The following is a 19,987-nucleotide window of genomic DNA, read 5'->3' on the forward strand; positions in this document are numbered from 1 at the left end:
TTTACCCCGTTACGCTCCCATAAGGGAAAGCTATCGCCAAATAAGAAATCGTTCTTTGCTATGAGCAAAAAAGCATTAGTGAACAAGGTGTTAATGAAGAGTGAAAAGGACGAGGGTGCTATTTGCAGATCCTGCACATCGACAGTGGATTTTGGTATTTCCCCTGCACGGGATTGGGGTGCTTAACTGAAGGCAGATACGGCGAGAGAGGGTAAGACGATGAAAAAATGGATCAGCACGTTACGGCGGTTTTTTGCGGCCCGGCCAGCGAATGCGGAGAACAGCGCGCAACGTGTTCTTGAGTCGATCCTGCCTGTCGCCAGCCTGTATGGCGTCGACGTTGCCAACATTGACCCGGAGTGGTTCCATGATAAAACGCCACGCTGAACTGCGCCGCACGCGCGAAACCTACTGGAACGAAGTGTGCGTGACGTTTAACGAGTGAAATAAAAAAGCACCGGCTTCCCGGTGCTTTTTTATTAGATCTTGCAGGCGTCGCCGCAGTCGTCGTCGGCGACAATCGCCTGCGCTTTTTTATCCGCGTCGTCCAGACGTTCCGCATTACGCTCTTCTGCTTCATCCAGACCGTTAAACACTAAGTTATCGAGATCAATTTCCATGTTGCACCTGCTCTGTTCAGTTTTCGATACTGGCACAGTATAGGGCAAAAAAAGCCAGCAATGTACCTCGCAGCACATAAGGATAATCCCTGCCATACTCAGTGCTTTATCGCTGAGGAGAGCACATGATTACACTCTGTAAAACCTGTGGAACCGCCTACGATATGCAGCCGGACAGATGCCCGATTTGCGAGGATGAGCGCCAGTACGTGCCCGCCACGGGCCAGGCATGGACCGATCTCGACACCGTCACCGCCACCCATAGCAATAAATGGCAGCAGCTGGAGCCGCGGCTGTTTGGGATCAAAACGGTGCCCGCGTTTGCGATAAACCAGCGGGCGCTGTTCCTGCAAACGCCCCACGGCAATATCCTCTGGGACTGCATCGCCAACCTCGACCCCGCAACCAAAGCGCTCGTTACCGCCCTCGGCGGCATCAGCGCGATTGCTATTTCACATCCGCACTATTACACCACCATGCAGGAGTGGGCTGCGGCGTTTGATGCGCCGGTGTATCTGCACGCCAGCGACAAAGAGTGGGTCATGCGCGACAGCCCGGCCATTCATTTCTGGGAGGGGGATGCGCTGGATATTTTCCCGTCGGTTACCCTGCTGCGTCTGGGTGGGCATTTTGCCGGGGGAACGGTGCTGCACTGGCAGGAGGGGGACGGGGTATTGCTGGTTGGCGATATTCTGCAGGTCACGCCGGGTAAAGACGCCGTCTCGTTTATGTGGAGCTACCCGAATTATCTTCCGCTGCCGGCCCGCGCCGTGGCGTCGGTGGTGAGTCATCTCGAAGGCAAAACCTTTGAACGTCTTTACGGCGCGTTCGAAGGGCAGAACATCCAGGCCAGTGCGGACGAGATTGTGCAGCGGTCGGGCCAGAAATATATTGCTTGTCTGAAGTAAACCACGATGGGTAAACTTTACGAGTGTGATCTCGATCATGCCTAAACTAAAACAGATAAAAGAGACATTGCTATGCAACATATCATTGAAGGTTTTCTCAGCTTTCAAAAAGAGATTTTCCCGCAACGTAAAGAACTCTTCCGCAGTTTAGCGTCCAGCCAGAATCCCAAAGCGCTGTTCATCTCATGCTCCGACAGCCGTCTGGTCCCGGAACTGGTCACCCAGCAAGAGCCAGGACAACTCTTTGTCATTCGTAATGCTGGCAACATCGTGCCGCCTTTCGGGCCGGAGCCGGGCGGTGTGTCCGCAACCATCGAATACGCCGTGGTGGCGCTGGGCGTCACGGATATCGTGATTTGTGGTCACTCCAACTGTGGCGCAATGAAGGCGATCGCCGATAACGCGAACCTGGAGCCGATGCCTGCGGTGTCACACTGGCTGCGCTATTCCGACGCGGCGAAAGCCGTGGTTGAGAAGAAAACCTGGGATAAGCCGATCGATAAGGTCAATGCGATGGTGCAGGAGAACGTGTTTGCGCAGCTGAGCAACATCAAGACCCATCCGTCCGTTGCGGTGGGCCTGCGTAATAACTCCATCCGACTGCACGGCTGGGTGTACGATATTGAAAGCGGCGAAATCCTCGCGCTGGATAAAGCGACGAAAAGTTTCGTTTCGCTGTCGGAAAACCCGGAAGTCTTCTTCGAGTAATTACCGACAGCAGGGCATGGAAGCCCTGTTAGATCTCAATATACGGTAACCTTCTCCGCGATCCCGACGCGGGTTTTTCAGCCGCCTTCGCCATCGCTTCTGCAATCTCTGCACATTCCGCCAGCCCCTGAACGAAGGGACGGTCGTGCATCAGCCACGGTATCGCGCCGAAGGCGATGCGTCCGCGCACGGTGTCAGGCGCTTTTAAGGTGTAATCCTCGCCGATATCGGGTATCTCATCGCCGGTTGCTTCCAGCTGTTTTCGCAGCGTCGGGAAAGGCAGATCTTTCGTTTTGAGCGGCTTTTGTCCGCGTGCGTCAATAAATACGTTGAAACGATAGACGGTCTCTTTTGTGGTTATCACCGTTCGATCGCTGCCAACGTCGAGCGTGTAGTCGTCACCGAGCGCGGCCACGCTGATGATGCCGGCTTCGCGAAGTGCGAGCAGCCTGCGGATAGACTGCGGAGGAATGGCGGCATAATTGTCGATAAATACCCGAGCCAGCCCCTGACTGAAGCGTTCACCGTCTTGCTCATCGAGATGGGGGACGATCTCCTGAACCACTTCATGCAGCCGAAGCACGGTATAGCGCCAGGCCACGGTACGGCGTTCCCGTTTGTTGCGTTCAACCTCGTTGAGATTTTCTTCCGCCCAGGTAAAGGGGCCGTGCCGTTTACGATCCTCAAACCAGGCCTCACGAATGCTGTCCGCATTCTGCTTATGCAGCGATATTTTCTCGCACCACGTCGGGTCAGCGAGCTGAAGCTCTTTGACCATCAGGGTAAATATACGGTCGAGCAGGCCATCCGATCCTTTGGCAATCTCGCTTTCAGCCGCGCCTTCGGTCAATACCGACAGCGGTTCGTAAGGAATAGGGCAGTAAAAATCGGCTTCCGGCAGAATGCCCGTCCGGGACATCAGGACAATCTTCAACGCGTCGCTGCCTTTATCCAGCACGAATTTATCATCACGAAATTCACCGTGCTGCATCACCACCGCCATGGCCGCGTCGAGACCGCTTAACGATGTCCCCATGATACCGACGCGGCAGGGAGGGATACTGGCGTCCATCAGACCGGACCAGGGGCTTGGGAAGAACGTGCGCGTGGATTCGTCCTCGTCTGGCCAGACGTGGCCGGTGGCGATAACCGCAAGGTCGAATTGTTCAGGCAAGACGCTGCCGTTGACGGAAAGCGTAACGCCGGTTGTCGCGGGAATGATGTCTGTGACCTTCGCAGATTCATGGACATCAACGTTGAATCCCAGCCTTTTTGCCTCTTTTACGATGGAAAGAAAGCTGTCGCGGAAATATTGACCCAGCAGAAGCCGGGGCAGGAACTGCCGGTCATGCAGGCGGGTTTTATCAACCTTAAAGCGCGCAAGATGGGCGTCACTCTGTTCCTTGAGCCAGTCGAGATAGGTGATAAAAATGGGCGGGATTTCAATGCTCGCAATGTTCGCCAGCATCAGCCGGGAATTATCGTCGTCGTTATAGGGCATACCCACGCCAGCGTCTTCGGATTGTTCGAAAACGGAAACGGAGAGCGGCGTGCTGTTCTTGAGGAGGTGATAAAAGGTGTAAATCCCTGTGGGGCCGGAGCCGATAATCGCGATCTTCTTCATCAACACGTTTCCTGTGTTTTTTCCATAAGAAAAGCGTAGCAGGAGAATAATGATGAAAATAAGGGATTAGGAAAATTCAGGATATCAGAAGAGGATTTGCACCATTTCAGGACTGAAATGGTGCGTCCGAGTGGACTCGAACCACCGACCCCCACCATGTCAAGGTGGTGCTCTAACCAACTGAGCTACGGACGCAGAATGGTGCGTTCAATTGGACTCGAACCAACGACCCCCACCATGTCAAGGTGGTGCTCTAACCAACTGAGCTATGAACGCAACGTGTTGTCGCTGACAACGGGGACGAATATTAGCGGCACAGCACCGAGGTGGCAAGAGGGAAAATGCATTTTTCTCTCTGATTTCACGCGATTGCTTCATTACCGCGCAAAGTGAAGAGAAAGTAGCCGCCGCCCGGCGGCTACCGCGTCGTTAACGTGCCGCGCGCTGCAAAATGACCGTTGATGGCTGGCGCTGCAGGAAGCGCATTCGCATCATCATCATAATCGCCGCCGACGTCAGGCCGATGATAAAGCCCATCCAGAACCCTGCCGGCCCCATGCGCTCAACCACTAAGTCCGTCAGGGCCAGAATATAGCCACACGGCAGACCCAACACCCAGTAGGCGATGAAGGTGATAAAGAAGATGGAGCGCGTGTCTTTATATCCACGCAGCACGCCGCTGCCAATCACCTGGATGGAGTCAGAGATCTGGTAAATCGCGGCCAGCAGCATCAGGTGCGATGCCAGCGTGACCACTTCCGGGTTGTCGTTATAGAGCAGGGCAATCTGCTCGCGTAATGCAACGGTAAAGAGCGCCGTACAGACAGCCATGCAGACGCCGACGCCCAGCCCGGTCCGGGCGGCCGTTTGCGCATCCAGCGTTGAGCCCTGGCCCAGGCGGAAGCCGACGCGGATCGTCACCGCCGCCGCCAGCGACATCGGCAGGACGAACATCAGGGAGCTGAAGTTCAGCGCAATCTGGTGCCCGGCCACGTTTACAATGCCCAGCGGGGAGACCAGCAGGGCGACCACGGCAAACAGGGTCACCTCAAAGAACAGGGCGAGGGCGATCGGTAACCCTAACTGCACCAGACGCGTCATGATGTTCCAGTCCGGCGTGCTAAATCTTTTCTCGTTGCGAATATCGCGCATGGAACGGGCGCGTTTTACAAAGGCGATCATGGAGAAGAACATCACCCAGTAAACGGCAGCCGTCGCCACGCCGCAGCCGACGCCGCCGAGCTCCGGCATCCCGAAATGACCGTAAATAAAGACATAGTTCACCGGAATGTTGACCAGCAGGCCGATAAAGCCCATCACCATCCCGGGCTTGGTTTTCGCCAGGCCCTCACACTGGTTACGCGCCACCTGGAAAAAGAGGTAGCCGGGCGCACCCCAGAGCAGGGCGCGCAGATAGCCCACGGCTTTATCAGCCAGTGCCGGGTCAATGTTATGCATAGCGCGAATGATGTGGCCCGCGTTCCAGAGCACGACCATGATCAGCAGGGAAACAAACCCTGCCAGCCAGAAACCCTGACGAACCTGATGGGCAATGCGCTCGCGACGACCCGAGCCATTGAGCTGAGCGATAACCGGCGTGAGCGCGAGCAGCAGACCGTGGCCGAACAGGATGGCCGGAAGCCAGATTGACGTGCCGATAGCCACGGCCGCCATATCGGTGGCGCTGTAGCCACCTGCCATTACCGTATCCACAAATCCCATTGCGGTCTGGGCCACTTGCGCGACGATCACTGGTATAGCCAGTGCCAATAGCTGGCGCGCTTCATTCATGTACTTCTGCACGTGAACACCTTTATTTTGTAGTTATTTGAGAGACTAAAAAAGCCGCCGAAACGGGCAGCAAGAAGAAAATGCAGGGGGGTGCCAGCTATTGTAGCGGGCTTTAGCTATTTATCTAGTGAAAAAATCGCCAGAAAATGCGCTCCGCTGGCAACCTCTTTTTCCAACTGTTATTGTGGTGGGATTAAACGGTGTCACCACCGTCCGGAAAAAACAGGAGTTGTAAGCATGTTTACTGGTATTGTGCAGGGCACCGCCAAAGTGGTGTCCATTGATGAAAAACCTAATTTCCGTACTCATGTTGTTGAGCTGCCGGAATATATGCTTGAGGGTATTGAAACCGGCGCGTCGATTGCTCACAACGGCTGCTGTCTGACCGTTACCGAAATTAACGGCAACCAGATTAGCTTTGATTTAATGAAAGAGACGCTGCGCATCACCAACCTGGGCGAGCTGGCGGTAGGAGATACTGTCAACGTTGAGCGGGCGGCGAAGTTTAGCGATGAGATTGGCGGCCACCTGATGTCCGGGCACATCATGACCACCGCTGAAGTGGCAAAAATCGTGACCTCGGAAAATAACCGTCAAATCTGGTTTAAAATGCAGGATCCTTCATTAATGAAATACATCCTCTATAAAGGATTTATTGGCATCGATGGGATTAGCCTGACGGTGGGTGAAGTAACGCCAACGCGTTTTTGCGTGCATTTAATTCCTGAAACGCTGCAGCGCACCACGCTGGGCGCCAAAAAACTGGGGCACCGCGTGAATATTGAAATTGATCCGCAAACCCAGGCGGTGGTGGATACGGTTGAACGCGTGCTGGCAGCAAAAGAAGCGGCAATAATAAAGACCGCCGAAGAAGAAGAATAAAAAATAACCCCGGGTATCCGGGGTTATTTTTTAGCGTGCGACACGTAGTCCGTGTTCAATCCCACGGCTGAATACCACCTGCCAGAGCTGAATATCCCGTGCGCGAAACGCCCCCGCGCACGCATTCAGATAATAGCTAAACATCCGCCTGAATCGTTCAGAATAGTTGTCCGCAATCTCAGGCCAGGTCTCCTGAAAACGCGCATGCCAGGCCATCAACGTGGTGTCGTAATCCGCGCCAAAGTTATGCCAGTCTTCCATCACGAAATGGGGTTCACTGGCGTTGGCAATCTGGCGGACGGACGGTAAACAGCCATTCGGAAAGATGTATTTGTTGATCCACGGGTCGACGTTATTGTCGGTTCGCTTAGAGCCGATGGTGTGCAGCAGGAAGATGCCGTCCGGTTTCAGATTCCGATCCACCACCTCAAAATAGGTAGCGTAGTTTTTCGGCCCCACGTGCTCGAACATGCCGACGGAGACGATCCGGTCAAACTGCTCGTTCAGGTCACGGTAATCCTGCAGCCGGATATCCACGTCAAGACCCTCACAGCGCTCCCGCGCCATTTTTTGCTGTTCCGCTGAGATCGTCACGCCGACCACGCTGACGCCATAGTGTTTCGCCATAAAATACGCCAGCCCACCCCAGCCGCAGCCGATATCCAGTACGCGCATACCCGGCTGGAGCTGAAGCTTCTCGCTAATCAGACGCAGCTTAGCCTGCTGGGCCTCTTCAAGCGTCGACGCGTCTTTCCAGTAGGCGCAGGAGTATTGCATGAAAGGGTCCAGCATACGGCTGAACAGGTCGTTGCCCAGATCGTAGTGTTCTTTGCCGACGATCCACGCGCGTTTTTTACTTTGCAGATTAAACAGTCGGGCAGAGGCGACACGCAAAGTGTCTTTCAGATTGCGAGGGAGTTGATTTTCAAGACCGGCACGCAGCACGCTGGCGAAAAAGGTATCCAGACGTTCGCATTCCCACCAGCCGTCCATATAGCTTTCTCCCAGGCCTAACGATCCCTCTCGCAGCACGCGTTTAAAAAAGTCGGGATGTTTAACCTGAGGATCGGATGGCGATGATCCATTGATAGTGATGCCTGCTCGACCTAACAGTTCACTGACGATCCGGGACCAGTTGTCGTCCGGAACGCTGACTTCTTCTATACACGATGAACTCATAGCTTCTCCATCACCCTACTGTGATCAGAACCTTAAAACAGCGTAGACGCTTTTTTTGGTTTGTGAGAAATCTCACGGTAAATACCGCGAGGCTAATATCCGACGTAGAACAGAGGAAGGGAGATAACCCTTGCCGAAATGCCTTCCATGGTAAAACGGGAGCACTCCGGCTCCCGTTAACACTTAATATTTATCGTATTTAATCGAACCAAATTTAGTATAGGCCTCAAAATTTGGTGATTCAACAGAAAATTCTTAGCAACCTAATCACTGAAAATTAACATGATTTCCGGCGCGATTATGCATGCGACGTTTCAACCTGTGCGCGGTTAGCCTGCTCACGCTGCGCGGCTGCCTGCATGCGATAGCCCAACACCGCCAGCGCAACGGTCACCAGCATCACGCTGGTGGTGGTCAGGAGCGGCGTGGCAATCAGCGCCGAGACCACCAGGCTTGACAGGAAGCACAGCCCCAGCTGCAGGGTGTTCTGCAGCGCGGCGGCGCGGCCGGTCGCCTGCGGGAAGGGACGCAGCGCCTGGGCTACAACGATAGGGTAAATCGCCCCGTTCGCGACGGCCATCACGCAGAATGGGATCAAAATTTCAGCCAGACCGGCACCGGGAATAAAGCCAACGGCCCAGGTCCCGATGACGCTCAGCGCATACAGCACCAGTAGCCACGGCAGCATCTGCTGACCTTCCCACTTTTGCAGCGCCGCGCGACAGCCGTACCCGCCCACCAGGAACGCGATGGTCTGCGGAACATAGCTCAGGCCGATGGCTGCCGGGCTGTAGCCCATATCGTGCAGAATGAACGGCGAGCCGGTGAGCCACGCGAAGAAGCTTGCCGAGCAGGCGGCATAGATCAGGACATTACCGCGATACGCTTTGGTGCTGAGCAGAGACGTGAAGGTAATCGGCTTCGCGTCAGTATGCGCTTCTTTTTTATGCGCGGGCTTGAGGGCGAACGCCGGCAGCATCAGGACCAGGGTAATGGCAAACAGCGTGGCGAAAATGGCCTGCCAGTCGAAATGCGCGAGGATCCAGCTGCCCAGCAGGGGAGCGAGGGCAGGTGAGAGACCCACCAGCGGCATAATGGTGGCGAAAATACGGTTTGTGCGGTTAGCCGGGTAATAGTCGGTGACCAGCGCCTGCCATGTCACGGCCGCGGCACAGACGCCCACGGCCTGAATAAAACGCAGCACCAGCAGCCAGGTGGCATCGCGTACCCATAACATTCCCAGGCAGCCCACCGCAAAAATGGCCAGGCCCAGCAACAGTACCGGTTTACGACCAAAGCGATCCGAAAGCGGTCCCCAGAGCAGCTGAGCGAAGGCAAAGCCGGCGAGGAATAAACTCAGGCTGGCGCTGATGGCGGCGGCAGGCGTTTGTAAATCTTCCTGCATGGCGGCAAACGCCGGCAGGTACATATCGGTGGCCAAAAAGCCCAGCACGCTTAAGCCGCCGAGCCAGACTAAAAAACCGTTCCTGGGTTGCATTATTTTATTCTCCTGAGGAGGCAGGTATACATTGGCGCTGAGTGTAGGGAGTGCAAAGGCGCTTGTGAAACGCTAATATTTGGCGGGTGCATTCAAAAATTTTGCAGGCAGAAAATGTGGTCAGATTATTCTCTTGAAGTGGTCGATGCTGTTGCGCGTAACGGCAGCTTCAGCGGTGCGGCGCAGGAGCTGCACCGCGTCCCTTCGGCAATCAGCTACACGGTGCGTCAGCTTGAGGAGTGGCTGGCGGTTCCGCTGTTTGAACGGCGGCATCGCGATGTGGAATTAACGCCCGCAGGCGCGTGGTTTTTGAAGGAAGGGCGTTCTGTTATCAAAAAAATGCAGATCACCCGCGAACAGTGTCAGCAGATCGCTAACGGCTGGCGGGGACATCTTTCCATCGCGGTGGATAACATCGTTAAGCCGGAACGCACCCGGCAGATGATCGTCGATTTCTACCGTCATTTTTCTGACGTCGAGCTACGGGTCTCGCAGGAGGTGTTTAACGGCGTCTGGGATGCGCTGGCGGACGGCAGGGCAGAGATGGCGATTGGGGCTACGCAGGCGATCCCGGTCGGGGGACGTTACGCTTTTCGCGATATGGGGATGCTGAGCTGGAAATGCGTGGTGGCAAGCGACCATCCGCTGGCGGCGATGGAAGGGCCGCTCAGCGATGACACGCTGCGCAACTGGCCGTCGCTGGTGCTGGAGGATACGTCCCGTTCATTGCCCAAGCGTATCACCTGGCTTCTCGACAACCAGCGGCGGGTGGTGGCCCCTGACTGGGAATCGTCGGCGACGTGCCTCAGCGCCGGGCTGTGCGTCGCGATGGTGCCCGTTCATTTCGCGCGTCCGCGCATCGATACCGGAGAGTGGGTTGAGCTGACGCTGGAGAATCCGTTCCCGGATGCGGCCTGCTGCCTCACATGGCAGCAAAATGATGTCTCGCCTGCTATGGCCTGGCTGCTGGATTATCTGGGAGACAGCGAAACGCTGAACCGGGAATGGTTACGGGAGCCAGCATAGCTGGCCCCGTAAAGCGATTAACGTCGGTAGTCGCGGAACGGACCATCCGCAACGGAACGGCGTTCGATAAGACGCGGGTGAACTTCAATGGACTGCGACTCTTCACGCTTGTTGACGATCCTGTCCATCAGCATGTTAAAAGCCGTTTCGCCCAGCGAGTCTTTTGGCTGGTGAATGGTGGTCAGCGCCGGGGTGAAGAAGCGCGCGTTACGCACGTTGTCATACCCGATCACGGAAATATCCTGCGGTACGCGCAGGCCCAGCTCGTCGGCAGCGCAGAGCGCGCCCATGGCCATGATGTCGCCTCCGCAGAACACGGCGGTCGGACGGTGCGGCTGGGAGACGATCTGCTGCATCGCGCGGTAGCCCGATTCCGGCTCAAAGTCGCCCTGCACAATCCAGTTTTCCGGCACGTTGATCAACGCTTCTTCCATCGCTTTCATAAAACCGGCCAGACGGCCCGCGCCGGTGTTGCGCTCCAGCGGACCGGGGATTACGCCAATCTCGCGGTGACCGCGTTCGATCAGATAACGACCGGCCATATAGCCGCCTTCAAAGGCGTTATCGATAACGGAATCGGTGAAATCCGCGCGCGCTTCGCCCCAGTCCATGACCACCATCGGAATATGGCGATACTCTTCCAGCATCGACAGCACGGACTCCGGATACTCGGAACACATCACCAGCAGGCCATCAACGCGCTTTTGCGCCATCATCGACAGGTAGGCACGCTGTTTTTCAATGCTGTTCCACGCGTTGCCCAGAATCAGGGTATAGCCTTTCTGGAAGCAGTTCTTTTCGACCGCTTCAATGATCTCGGCAAAATAGGCCGCTTCACTGCTGGTCGCCAGCAATCCAATGGACTTGGTGTGATTAACCTTGAGGCTACGCGCAACCGCACTTGGCGAATAGTGCAGCTCTTTGATCGCTGCCCAGACGGCGTTGCGCGTCTCTTCCGCCACAAAGCGGGTTTTGTTAATTACATGTGATACGGTTGTAGTGGAAACGTTTGCGCGTTTTGCTACGTCTTTAATTGTTGCCATTAAATGTCACTCCAGACCATATCCTAAGCTCCTGAAAAACTTGAAGGTAAACGTTTGCCTTCTCTCACCCTTATCTCGCAATGTTGAATTGCGGCACGCCGGGAAAACGACACGGGACGTCAGGAGGGGGTCAATGGCCGGTACGCTAATAAATTTAGCGTGGAATTTTGTCCTATCTTGATGAAAAGGGGAAGAGGTAAAGTGGTTATCAGTATAAATCCAGGAAGATTTTTGACGTAATCTGTGCAAAAATGAGCAAGCTCACTTTTCGTGTGGGGATTAAAAGGAGAAAAATTGATGAGTTCCGATCTTAAGTTTTCGCTGTTCACCACCGTTGTTGTGCTGGCTCTGATTGTTGCGGCCGGTCTGACGGCTGCGCTGCACTGATTTACGCGGAGGGAGAGCCCTCTCCCTCCCGACTCCCCGGATTGTTACTTCTCTGGCAAAAATCTTTTGCCATTTTGTTAACTTCTCATTTTTTGTGATTGATGTCATGCTTTCCGCTTCTTTGTTCTGTGTCACCACATGACACGGCATCCGGAGTTGACGCATGAAAATCAATTTTCCCCTGCTGGCCCTGGCGATTGGCGCTTTTGGGATTGGCACCACTGAATTCTCCCCGATGGGGTTACTGCCTGTTATTGCCCGGGGCGTAGATGTCTCTATCCCTGCGGCAGGGATGTTAATTAGCGCCTACGCTATCGGCGTGATGGTCGGGGCGCCGCTGATGACGCTTCTGCTTTCGCACCGCGCGCGCCGCAATGCGCTGATTTTCCTGATGGCGATTTTCACCCTGGGCAATGTGCTTTCGGCCATTTCGCCGGACTACACCACATTGATGCTGTCGCGCATTCTGACCAGCCTTAACCACGGCGCGTTCTTTGGGCTGGGGTCGGTCGTGGCTGCCAGCGTGGTGCCAAAACACAAGCAGGCGAGCGCCGTGGCAACCATGTTTATGGGGCTAACGATTGCCAACATCGGCGGGGTGCCTGCGGCAACCTGGCTGGGGGAAGCGATCGGCTGGCGTATGTCCTTCCTGGCGACGGCCGGGCTGGGCGTGGTTGCGATGGTGGCGCTGTTCTTCTCCCTGCCGAAAGGCAGCGCCGGAGAACGTCCGGAAGTGCGTAAGGAGCTGGCTGTGCTGATGCGCCCGCAGGTGCTCTCCGCGCTGCTCACCACCGTGCTGGGGGCAGGGGCGATGTTTACCCTCTACACCTATATTTCACCGGTATTGCATGACATCACCCACGCAACGCCTCTCTTTGTGACCGCGATGCTGGTGCTGATTGGCGTGGGCTTCTCGATCGGCAACTATCTCGGCGGGAAATTTGCCGACCGTTCCGTGAGCGGGACGCTTAAGGGCTTCTTAACCCTGCTGATTGTCATCATGGTTGCCATTCCGTGGCTGGCGCGTAATGAGTTTGGGGCCGCGATTGCGATGGTCGTCTGGGGAGCCGCCACTTTCGCCGTGGTGCCGCCGCTGCAGATGCGCGTGATGCGTGTCGCGCACGAGGCGCCGGGACTTTCATCTTCCGTGAATATCGGTGCGTTTAACCTGGGTAATGCCCTGGGCGCCGCGGCCGGTGGGGCCGTGATTTCAGGTGGTCTGGGATACAGCTTTGTGCCGGTTATGGGGGCGATTATTGCCGCGCTCGGCCTGCTGCTGGTGATGATGTCGGGTCGTAAACAGCCTGAAGCAGCCTGCGCTGCGGAATAAACCAAAAACGCAGAAGGGCGAACCCTTCTGCGTGTCTCTTACGCGGCGAAGTTCTTCGCGACAAAGTCCCAGTTAACCAGTGCCCAGAAGTGCTCCAGGTAGTTCGGACGCGCGTTGCGGTAGTCAATGTAGTAAGCGTGTTCCCATACGTCCACTGTCATCAGCGGCTTAGCGCTGGTAGTCAGCGGGGTACCCGCGTTTGAAGTGGACACGATAGCCAGTTTGCCATCCGCCTCTTTAACCAGCCACGTCCAGCCAGAACCGAAGTTCTTGATGGCTGCATCGGTAAATTTCGCTTTGAAATCCGCGAAGCTGCCAAATGCGGCGTTGATAGCGGTAGCCAGTTCACCGGCAGGTTCACCGCCGGCATTCGGCGCCAGGCAGTGCCAGTAGAAGGTGTGGTTCCACACCTGAGCCGCGTTGTTAAAGACGCCACCCTCTGAGCTGCGGACGATCTCTTCCAGCGTTTTGCCTTCAAAATCGGTGCCCTTGATCAGATTGTTCAGGTTGGTGACGTACGTCTGGTGATGCTTGCCGTAATGATATTCCAGGGTTTCCGCAGAAATGTGCGGTGCCAGGGCGTCTTTTGCATACGGTAGTGCAGGTAATTCGAACGACATTGCTTCTCTCCTTATTGTATTTTGTGTTGCCAATAACCACACAGACAACATGGACAGGATAGCAAATTGAAAGGGTATGCAAAAGAGGAACTTACCCTGCCACGGATGTGGCAGGGCAGGGGTTAGCGAATGGTTTTCGGCGTCATCACGCGACGCGCGCCGACGTAGTGGCGTACCCAGTAGTCTTCACTGAGAGAGGTGATCTGAATATCCTGGCCGCTACGTGGAGACTGGATGAACTTCCCGTTGCCGACATACACGCCGACGTGGTCAGCCGTGCCGCGACCCTGAGTGCGGAAGAACACCAGATCGCCGTTTTCCAGCTCACCGCGGTCAACCGGTGAGGCATCGCGCAGGTGGTACATCTCATTGGCGGTACGAGGAATGCGGAATTTGACCAGATCTTTATAGGCGTAATAGACGAGGCCGCTGCAGTCAAAACCGGTACGCGGCGAACTGCCACCCCAGTGATAAGGTTTGCCAATCTGCCCCATCAGTTTGTTCATCGCGGTTTTTTGCGCTTTCTGTACACGCACTTTATGCACTTCAGCTATTTTCGTGACCTTCGTGCATTTCGCCTTGTGGCCTTTACGCGTGATGCATTTTTCAGTAACGAGGTTAGCGGCGGTTTGCGAAGCTTTACTTTTAGCGGAGTGGGCAGTGCGGGAAGGTTTTGTTTTCGTCTTGCTGGAAGCGGTCTGTTTCGTCTGAGCCGGTGTTTTTTTCTTGTCGTTCTTAGCGGTGGTTTTTTTCTTACGTTCTGTGGCTTTCACCAGATGGTTTTTTTGTACAGCAGAATGCCGCGCCTGCTGAGAGGCGTTTGCCACTGGCGTGAAAGTGAGTGAAGTAAACAGTAAAGCACAGAGCGTGATCGAGATTTTATTTATCCGCGCCACTGGGCAGTCCCCTGATAAATGCAGGTCATCAATAATACCCGCGTGTGATTTACAAAGCCCGTCGATTCTAATCTATAAAAACCCAGAAAGTTAATAGCATTTTTCAATCTACAATCGTGTTTCGTTAGCAAGTGCAAAAAAATTCATCGTTCTGTCGCGCATTTGCCCACTCCCTAAGCAAAACCCTGACCGCCGCAGGGGTAAACACCATTTGCAATGCAACTTTTCGTGACTCGGGGTAGAATGTATAAACGTGACAAAAATGTTATTTTCCGATGCCAGTCTGAACCGCTACAATGTCAGACGAATGCCGTAACAGAAGTTAAAGGAAGCAAGACATGAGCACCACTATTGAAAAAATCCAGCGCCAGATCGCTGAAAACCCGATTCTGCTGTATATGAAAGGTTCTCCGAAGCTGCCAAGCTGCGGCTTCTCCGCACAAGCGGTTCAGGCGCTGTCAGCCTGTGGTGAGCGTTTTGCTTACGTTGATATCCTGCAGAATCCGGACATCCGCGCTGAGCTGCCTAAGTACGCTAACTGGCCGACTTTCCCACAGCTGTGGGTTGACGGTGAGCTGGTTGGCGGCTGCGATATCCTGATTGAAATGTATCAGCGCGGCGAACTGCAGCAGCTGATCAAAGAGACGGCGGCGAAGTACAAAACCGAAGAGCCGGACGCAGAGTAATTTTCTGCGCAAATAAAAAAGCGACCTGATAAGGTCGCTTTTTTTATTCTTCGCTGTCGCCCATCGGCAGCGGCCAGCCGCCCAGACGCTTCCAGCGGTTGACGATCTCACAGAACAGCTCTGCGGTGCGCTCCGTGTCGTATAAAGCGGAATGCGCCTGCGTACCGTCAAAAGGTATACCCGCTGTGATGCAGGCTTTTGATAACACCGTTTGTCCCAGGGCCAGGCCGCTCAGTGCGGCGGTGTCGAAGGTCACAAAAGGATGGAAGGGGTTGCGTTTAAGCGCGGCGCGCTCGGCGGCGGCCATAGTAAAGCTGTGATCGAAGGTGGCGTTATGGGCCACCATGATGGCGCGGCTGCAGTTACTCTCTTTCATGCCTTTACGCACCATTTTGAAAATGGCGTGCAGCGCATCATATTCACTGACTGCACCACGCAGCGGGTTATGCGGGTCGATACCGTTAAACGCCAGCGCTTCCGGCTGTAAGTTTGCCCCTTCGAAAGGTTCAACGTGGAAATGCAGCGTGGTGTCCGGTGTAAGCCAGCCCTGTTCATCCATCTTCAGCGTGATGGCGGCAATTTCGAGCAGCGCATCGGTTTTAGCGTTAAATCCGGCTGTTTCTACATCAATGACAACGGGATAAAAACCACGAAAACGGTCGCACAGACCGCTAAATTGAGCGTTATCGGACATCAGGGTCTCTTACCAGGGGAAAAAAGCAGAGCGCATTATGGCAAATTTTGCAGGGTGATGCAGTAAAACTACGGGCGCATGTTGCGCCCTGAGGGATCAGTTGCCCAGACCGCGACCCGCGTCTTTGGCTTCAATCAGCTCGATTTTGTAACCGTCCGGGTCTTCCACGAACGCAATCACGGTGGTGCCACCTTTTACCGGGCCCGCTTCGCGCGTAACGTTACCGCCGTTGCTGCGAATGCGCTCACACGCTTCGGCCGCGTTGTCCACTTCCAGCGCGATGTGGCCGTAGGCGGTGCCCAGCTCATAGCTGTCTACGCCCCAGTTGTAGGTCAGCTCGATCACCGCTTCATCCGTTTCCGGGCCGTAACCCACAAACGCCAGCGAGTATTTGTATTCCGGGTTTTCGCTGGTGCGCAGCAGCTTCATGCCCAGGACGTTAGTGTAGAAATCAATGGAACGTTGCAGGTCGCCAACGCGCAGCATGGTGTGAAGTAGGCGCATAATTTCCTCATTAACCAATGGAATAGACTGTCTTTTTGAACAGAAACGATGTTTTAGTATAGCGGCGAAGTATCGCCGCTATCAATGAACAACGGCGAGATTACAGAGAAGGGTAGTCGGTGTAGCCTTCCGCGCCGCCGCCGTAGAAGCTTTCCGGGCGCTGCGGATTCAGGGCCGCTTTTTTCTGCAGGCGGGCAACCAGATCCGGGTTGGCGATGTAGTCGCGGCCAAACGCGACGGCATCGATTAGCCCTTTACCGATCAGATCTTCGGCTTTCTCCGGGGTATAAGCCCCCGCACCGATGATCACCCCGTGGAAACGCTCGCGCACTTTCTGACGGAAAGCGTCCGTGTAAGGCTTACCGCCAGCCCAGTCCGGCTCTGACATGTGCAGATATGCGATGCCGCGTTTAGCCAGTTCTTCGATCAGGTACAGGGCATCGGCTTCTTCGTTCGGACCGTTGTCGACGTTCTGGAAAGAACCGATTGGGGAAACGCGGATCCCGATACGATCCGGGCTCCACTCCTGACATACGGCATCAACCACTTCCAGCACCAGTCGAGCGCGGTTTTCGACGCTGCCGCCATACTGGTCGGTGCGGTGGTTGGACGACGGTGACAGGAACTGGTGCAGCAGGTAGCCGTGCGCGGAGTGCAGCTCAATCAGGTCAAAACCGGCTTCACGAGCGTTGGCCACGGCCTGGCGGAAGTCGTTAACGATACCCGGGATTTCATCCAGCTCCAGGGCACGTGGCATAGAGGTATCCACGCGGATCGCATTACCGTTTTCATCACGCAGGGAAGTGCGGGTATTTGCACTCAGGGCCGAAGCGGAGACCGGAGCCTGGCCCCCAGGCTGAATGCTGCTGTGGGAGATACGACCGGTATGCCACAGCTGGACCGCAATGCGACCCTCTTCAGCGTGAACGCCCGCGGTGATTTTCTGCCATGCGGCGATCTGTTCCGGGCTGTGAAGACCCGGCGCACCCGCATAACCTTTAGCCTGAGCGGAAATCTGCGTGGCTTCCGTGATGATCAGGCCAGAGCTTGCGCGCTGACGATAGTATTCACCCATCAGTGGAGTTGGGATGTCGCCCGGCTCAATGCTGCGCAGACGGGTAAGCGGAGCCATAAACACGCGGTTTGGCGCAGTGACGGCACCCACTTTTAAGGGGGTAAATAATTTTTCAGCTGACATAAAGACTCCTGAGTAGACCAGTCGACTAGTAGTTGGGTAAATAAAAACGCCTGTTAAATGCCAGGCGCAGTAATGCTGTTTTTCACATGTGCCAGCGCGCTTTCCAGCGGCACGGCACTGCGCGAAATTTTTGCCTGCAGGTTAGCGCCTAGCCAGAGCGCATATAACACCTGCGCCTGGGTTAACGGTTCGCCGGAAAAGGCCAGCGTTTTTTCATCGCGGCCTTTCTCCAGCGCCTGGGCCAGCAGGGCGATAACGCCGCGGGCACCTTTATCCATCGCCGTGCGCATATCTTCAGAAAGATCGCACACTTCTGCAGACAGTTTAACGGTCAGGCATCCGCTAATAATGCCCTGCTGACAGAACTGGTTCAGCGTTTCCTGATAGTAGTTCAGAACACGATCCCGGTAGTTACCTTCACCTGAAGCAAAGTGGGTCGCCAGACGCTGGTGGTAGCCAGCATAATGACGCTCCAGCATCGCTACGCCAAAAGCCTCTTTGGACCGGAAGTAGTGATAAAACGACCCCTTCGGAACCTCAGCGGTTTTTAACAGCTCGCTCAATCCCATACCGGTAAACCCGCGATGCATGCAAAGCTGCTCGCCGGTTGCCAGTAAATGTTCGCGGGTATCGTGTTCAGTATTTCTGCTCATGGCCGCACTCTAATAGACCGTTCGGTCTAATGCAAGCGAGTTTACTGACGACATGCGCTCAGTATATCCAGCTGCGGTTGATAAACCGTTGATTTCACGTCCATCATACCCAATACGGTTGAGAATAAATTGTCCTGGGAAACCGCATTTTTTGCTGCATGGTCACGCAAACACTGTTCGTTGATGCCAAAGTTTTTCGCGTAATCCGGTGACAGCCAGAACATAAACGGAATATGCGTTTGCTGCTCCGGCGCCAGCATATACGGCGTACCGTGCAGATAAATACCGCTTTCGCCCAGCGATTCACCGTGATCTGAGAGATAAATCAGCGCGGTGTTCATGCTCGACTGGCGCGCTTTCAGCGCATCAATGGTTTTGCTGACCATGCTGTCGGTATAGAGGATAGTGTTGTCATAGGTATTGATCAGCGCCTGATGATCGCAATCCTGAATTTCATTGGTGTCGCAGGTTGGGGTGAATTTACGGAAGTTGTCCGGGTAACGGCGATAGTATGCCGGACCGTGGCTCCCCATCAGGTGGATAACCAGCACTGTATCTTGCTTCACGCCATCCAGCACGTTGTCCAGACGGTAGAAGTTCACATCGTCAATACAGGATTTGTCTTTGCAGAACTGATCCAGCTGCCACTGCGTCATGTCGGTATGTGGCACGCGATCGCAGGCACCTTTACAGCCGCCGTCGTTGTCGCGCCACAGCAAATTGATACCCGCATGCTTAAGCACGTCGAGCAGTCCCTCGCGATGGTGAGCCAGGTCGGCATCGTATTTGCTGCGCGTCATACCGGAGAACATGCAGGGAACGGAAACTGCGGTTTCGGTACCACACGAGGAGGCCTGCGGGAAGTTAATCACGTCCTGCTTTTTCAGCTCCGGGTTGGTTTCGCGTTCGTAACCGTTCAGGGAGTAGTTTGCCGCGCGAGAGGCTTCGCCGACGACAAGCACCAGAACGGTTTTCTTTTGTTGACCGGTAATCAGTGACCCTTTATGGGCATCTTCACCAATGCGCACCAGTGTTTGATCGCCGGCAAACCAGCGCATTTTGCTGTACTTCACCACGGCGCTGACATAGTTCGCCGGGGTGACCATTTTGACGATGCTTTTGTTATTGCGGAACAGCGACGCGTAATCTTTATAAAACAGCGCGGCAATCAGGATAATCACCAGCAGAGCACCGAGCATCGCGGCAACGCGCGTCAGCAGCGCGTACCACCATTTTCCGGTACGAATCCGGGTCAACGCCAGCACCACGGAGGGAACGATGCCGGCTATAACAATCCACAGAATCATCTGTGGGGTCACCAGAGCGGTCGCTTCCTGAGAGTTGGTTTCGAACACGTTCACAATCATGTTCTGATCGATCACCGCGCCATAGGTGTACATAAAGTAGGTTGCCGCGGCGCATCCGATCGTCAATATAATCAGCAGCGGCTTGCGGAGATACGGGATGTTAAGCAGGCTAAAGACAATCACCCAGCCGCAAAACAGCACCAGCGGTACGGATGCGGCAAAGAGGAAGTCGTGCAGATGGACTGGGCCGATAATGGCCCAGCTGCGCTGGATAAACAGTCCGTTCAGCAGAGTAAAAAAGAGTGCACAGCCCAGAGTAAATTTAATGTCGTTACATTGTAACTTTTTGATTAACCACATCGATCGGTAAACCCGTTATTGTCATGATGGACCGAGTATAGAGAGGGAAGATTAGTGAAACCTTAATGCCATA

At 54.9% G+C, this 19,987-nt stretch carries 21 protein-coding genes and 2 tRNA genes; 8 read left to right on the forward strand and 15 right to left on the reverse strand.

Annotation, left to right across the window (positions count from 1 at the left end; genetic code table 11):
* Nucleotides 1–219 precede the first annotated feature (219 nt).
* On the forward strand, nucleotides 220–387 hold the full coding sequence (locus tag INF68_RS06035) for a hypothetical protein (RefSeq protein ID WP_032666818.1): 168 nt from the start codon (nucleotides 220–222) through the stop codon (nucleotides 385–387).
* A gap of 92 nt (nucleotides 388–479) precedes the next feature.
* Here the strand turns inward: INF68_RS06035 and INF68_RS06040 are convergent, their stop codons facing one another.
* The gene (locus INF68_RS06040; protein WP_003857665.1) at nucleotides 480–620 is read right to left on the reverse strand and encodes a hypothetical protein; all 141 of its coding nucleotides are present in this window, start codon (nucleotides 618–620) and stop codon (nucleotides 480–482) included.
* 125 nt (nucleotides 621–745) lie between these two features.
* Between INF68_RS06040 and INF68_RS06045 the strand changes: the two genes are divergently transcribed.
* Both INF68_RS06045 and INF68_RS06050 read left to right on the forward strand, forming a co-directional pair.
* On the forward strand, nucleotides 746–1,528 hold the full coding sequence (locus INF68_RS06045) for an MBL fold metallo-hydrolase (protein ID WP_126786150.1): 783 nt from the start codon (nucleotides 746–748) through the stop codon (nucleotides 1,526–1,528).
* A 72-nt stretch (nucleotides 1,529–1,600) separates the two neighbouring features.
* Nucleotides 1,601–2,236 carry a carbonic anhydrase gene (locus tag INF68_RS06050; protein ID WP_109844381.1) on the forward strand — a complete coding sequence of 212 codons (636 nt, stop codon included), beginning with the start codon at nucleotides 1,601–1,603 and terminating at the stop codon, nucleotides 2,234–2,236.
* Nucleotides 2,237–2,264: 28 nt separating this feature from the next.
* Here INF68_RS06050 and INF68_RS06055 read toward each other — a convergent pair whose 3' ends face one another.
* From INF68_RS06055 to mdtK, 4 genes are all read right to left on the reverse strand, one after another.
* Complete coding sequence (locus INF68_RS06055) at nucleotides 2,265–3,860, reverse strand: FAD-NAD(P)-binding protein (protein ID WP_126786149.1); 1,596 nt, start codon at nucleotides 3,858–3,860, stop codon at nucleotides 2,265–2,267.
* A 118-nt stretch (nucleotides 3,861–3,978) separates the two neighbouring features.
* Nucleotides 3,979–4,055, reverse strand: a tRNA-Val gene (locus INF68_RS06060).
* 4 nt (nucleotides 4,056–4,059) lie between these two features.
* Nucleotides 4,060–4,136: transfer RNA gene (locus INF68_RS06065), tRNA-Val, on the reverse strand.
* A 153-nt stretch (nucleotides 4,137–4,289) separates the two neighbouring features.
* Nucleotides 4,290–5,663: an MdtK family multidrug efflux MATE transporter gene (mdtK, locus tag INF68_RS06070; protein ID WP_023311346.1), complete on the reverse strand. Its 1,374-nt coding sequence runs from the start codon at nucleotides 5,661–5,663 to the stop codon at nucleotides 4,290–4,292.
* A 225-nt stretch (nucleotides 5,664–5,888) separates the two neighbouring features.
* On the opposite strand from mdtK, the gene INF68_RS06075 reads away from it, so the two are divergent.
* Nucleotides 5,889–6,533 (forward strand): riboflavin synthase subunit alpha, encoded by a 645-nt coding sequence (locus INF68_RS06075; protein WP_109844379.1) that lies wholly within the window; start codon nucleotides 5,889–5,891, stop codon nucleotides 6,531–6,533.
* Nucleotides 6,534–6,563: 30 nt separating this feature from the next.
* Here the strand turns inward: INF68_RS06075 and cfa are convergent, their stop codons facing one another.
* Together cfa and punC are read right to left on the reverse strand one after the other, a co-directional pair.
* On the reverse strand, nucleotides 6,564–7,712 hold the full coding sequence (gene cfa / locus INF68_RS06080) for a cyclopropane fatty acyl phospholipid synthase (RefSeq protein ID WP_045353815.1): 1,149 nt from the start codon (nucleotides 7,710–7,712) through the stop codon (nucleotides 6,564–6,566).
* 298 nt (nucleotides 7,713–8,010) lie between these two features.
* Nucleotides 8,011–9,210 (reverse strand): purine nucleoside transporter PunC, encoded by a 1,200-nt coding sequence (gene punC / locus INF68_RS06085; RefSeq protein WP_109844378.1) that lies wholly within the window; start codon nucleotides 9,208–9,210, stop codon nucleotides 8,011–8,013.
* 114 nt (nucleotides 9,211–9,324) lie between these two features.
* On the opposite strand from punC, the gene punR reads away from it, so the two are divergent.
* Nucleotides 9,325–10,236, forward strand: a complete 912-nt coding sequence (gene punR, locus INF68_RS06090; RefSeq protein ID WP_023311350.1) for a DNA-binding transcriptional activator PunR — start codon at nucleotides 9,325–9,327, stop codon at nucleotides 10,234–10,236.
* A 17-nt stretch (nucleotides 10,237–10,253) separates the two neighbouring features.
* Here punR and purR read toward each other — a convergent pair whose 3' ends face one another.
* Entirely contained in the window at nucleotides 10,254–11,279 is a 1,026-nt protein-coding gene (gene purR / locus INF68_RS06095) for an HTH-type transcriptional repressor PurR (RefSeq protein WP_023335431.1), read from the reverse strand.
* Nucleotides 11,280–11,576: 297 nt separating this feature from the next.
* On the opposite strand from purR, the gene INF68_RS06100 reads away from it, so the two are divergent.
* Both INF68_RS06100 and INF68_RS06105 read left to right on the forward strand, forming a co-directional pair.
* Entirely contained in the window at nucleotides 11,577–11,666 is a 90-nt protein-coding gene (locus INF68_RS06100; protein ID WP_008500596.1) for a YnhF family membrane protein, read from the forward strand.
* 163 nt (nucleotides 11,667–11,829) lie between these two features.
* The gene (locus INF68_RS06105; protein ID WP_109844376.1) at nucleotides 11,830–12,996 is read left to right on the forward strand and encodes an MFS transporter; all 1,167 of its coding nucleotides are present in this window, start codon (nucleotides 11,830–11,832) and stop codon (nucleotides 12,994–12,996) included.
* Nucleotides 12,997–13,034: 38 nt separating this feature from the next.
* Here the strand turns inward: INF68_RS06105 and sodB are convergent, their stop codons facing one another.
* Both sodB and INF68_RS06115 read right to left on the reverse strand, forming a co-directional pair.
* Entirely contained in the window at nucleotides 13,035–13,616 is a 582-nt protein-coding gene (gene sodB / locus INF68_RS06110; protein WP_023311353.1) for a superoxide dismutase [Fe], read from the reverse strand.
* 122 nt (nucleotides 13,617–13,738) lie between these two features.
* Nucleotides 13,739–14,512 carry a C40 family peptidase gene (locus INF68_RS06115; RefSeq protein WP_023311354.1) on the reverse strand — a complete coding sequence of 258 codons (774 nt, stop codon included), beginning with the start codon at nucleotides 14,510–14,512 and terminating at the stop codon, nucleotides 13,739–13,741.
* 338 nt (nucleotides 14,513–14,850) lie between these two features.
* On the opposite strand from INF68_RS06115, the gene grxD reads away from it, so the two are divergent.
* A complete protein-coding gene (gene grxD / locus INF68_RS06120) occupies nucleotides 14,851–15,198 on the forward strand; it encodes a monothiol glutaredoxin 4 (RefSeq protein ID WP_003832760.1) in 348 nt (115 codons plus the stop codon).
* Nucleotides 15,199–15,241: 43 nt separating this feature from the next.
* Here the strand turns inward: grxD and rnt are convergent, their stop codons facing one another.
* The 5 genes from rnt to eptA all read right to left on the reverse strand — a co-directional run bounded on the left by rnt (nucleotide 15,242) and on the right by eptA (nucleotide 19,914).
* Nucleotides 15,242–15,892, reverse strand: coding sequence for a ribonuclease T (gene rnt, locus INF68_RS06125; RefSeq protein WP_023311355.1), 651 nt, complete (start codon nucleotides 15,890–15,892; stop codon nucleotides 15,242–15,244).
* Between the two features lie 96 nt (nucleotides 15,893–15,988).
* On the reverse strand, nucleotides 15,989–16,396 hold the full coding sequence (gene gloA, locus INF68_RS06130; protein WP_013096923.1) for a lactoylglutathione lyase: 408 nt from the start codon (nucleotides 16,394–16,396) through the stop codon (nucleotides 15,989–15,991).
* Between the two features lie 100 nt (nucleotides 16,397–16,496).
* Nucleotides 16,497–17,594 (reverse strand): alkene reductase, encoded by a 1,098-nt coding sequence (locus tag INF68_RS06135; protein WP_023311356.1) that lies wholly within the window; start codon nucleotides 17,592–17,594, stop codon nucleotides 16,497–16,499.
* A gap of 53 nt (nucleotides 17,595–17,647) precedes the next feature.
* Nucleotides 17,648–18,247, reverse strand: a complete 600-nt coding sequence (locus INF68_RS06140) for a TetR/AcrR family transcriptional regulator (protein ID WP_047061657.1) — start codon at nucleotides 18,245–18,247, stop codon at nucleotides 17,648–17,650.
* Between the two features lie 41 nt (nucleotides 18,248–18,288).
* Complete coding sequence (eptA, locus tag INF68_RS06145; RefSeq protein ID WP_109844373.1) at nucleotides 18,289–19,914, reverse strand: phosphoethanolamine transferase EptA; 1,626 nt, start codon at nucleotides 19,912–19,914, stop codon at nucleotides 18,289–18,291.
* Nucleotides 19,915–19,987: the final 73 nt, after the last annotated feature.

Origin of the sequence: Enterobacter cloacae complex sp. P16RS2, assembly GCF_014982155.1 — a bacterium.
GTDB lineage: Bacteria > Pseudomonadota > Gammaproteobacteria > Enterobacterales > Enterobacteriaceae > Enterobacter > Enterobacter cloacae_M.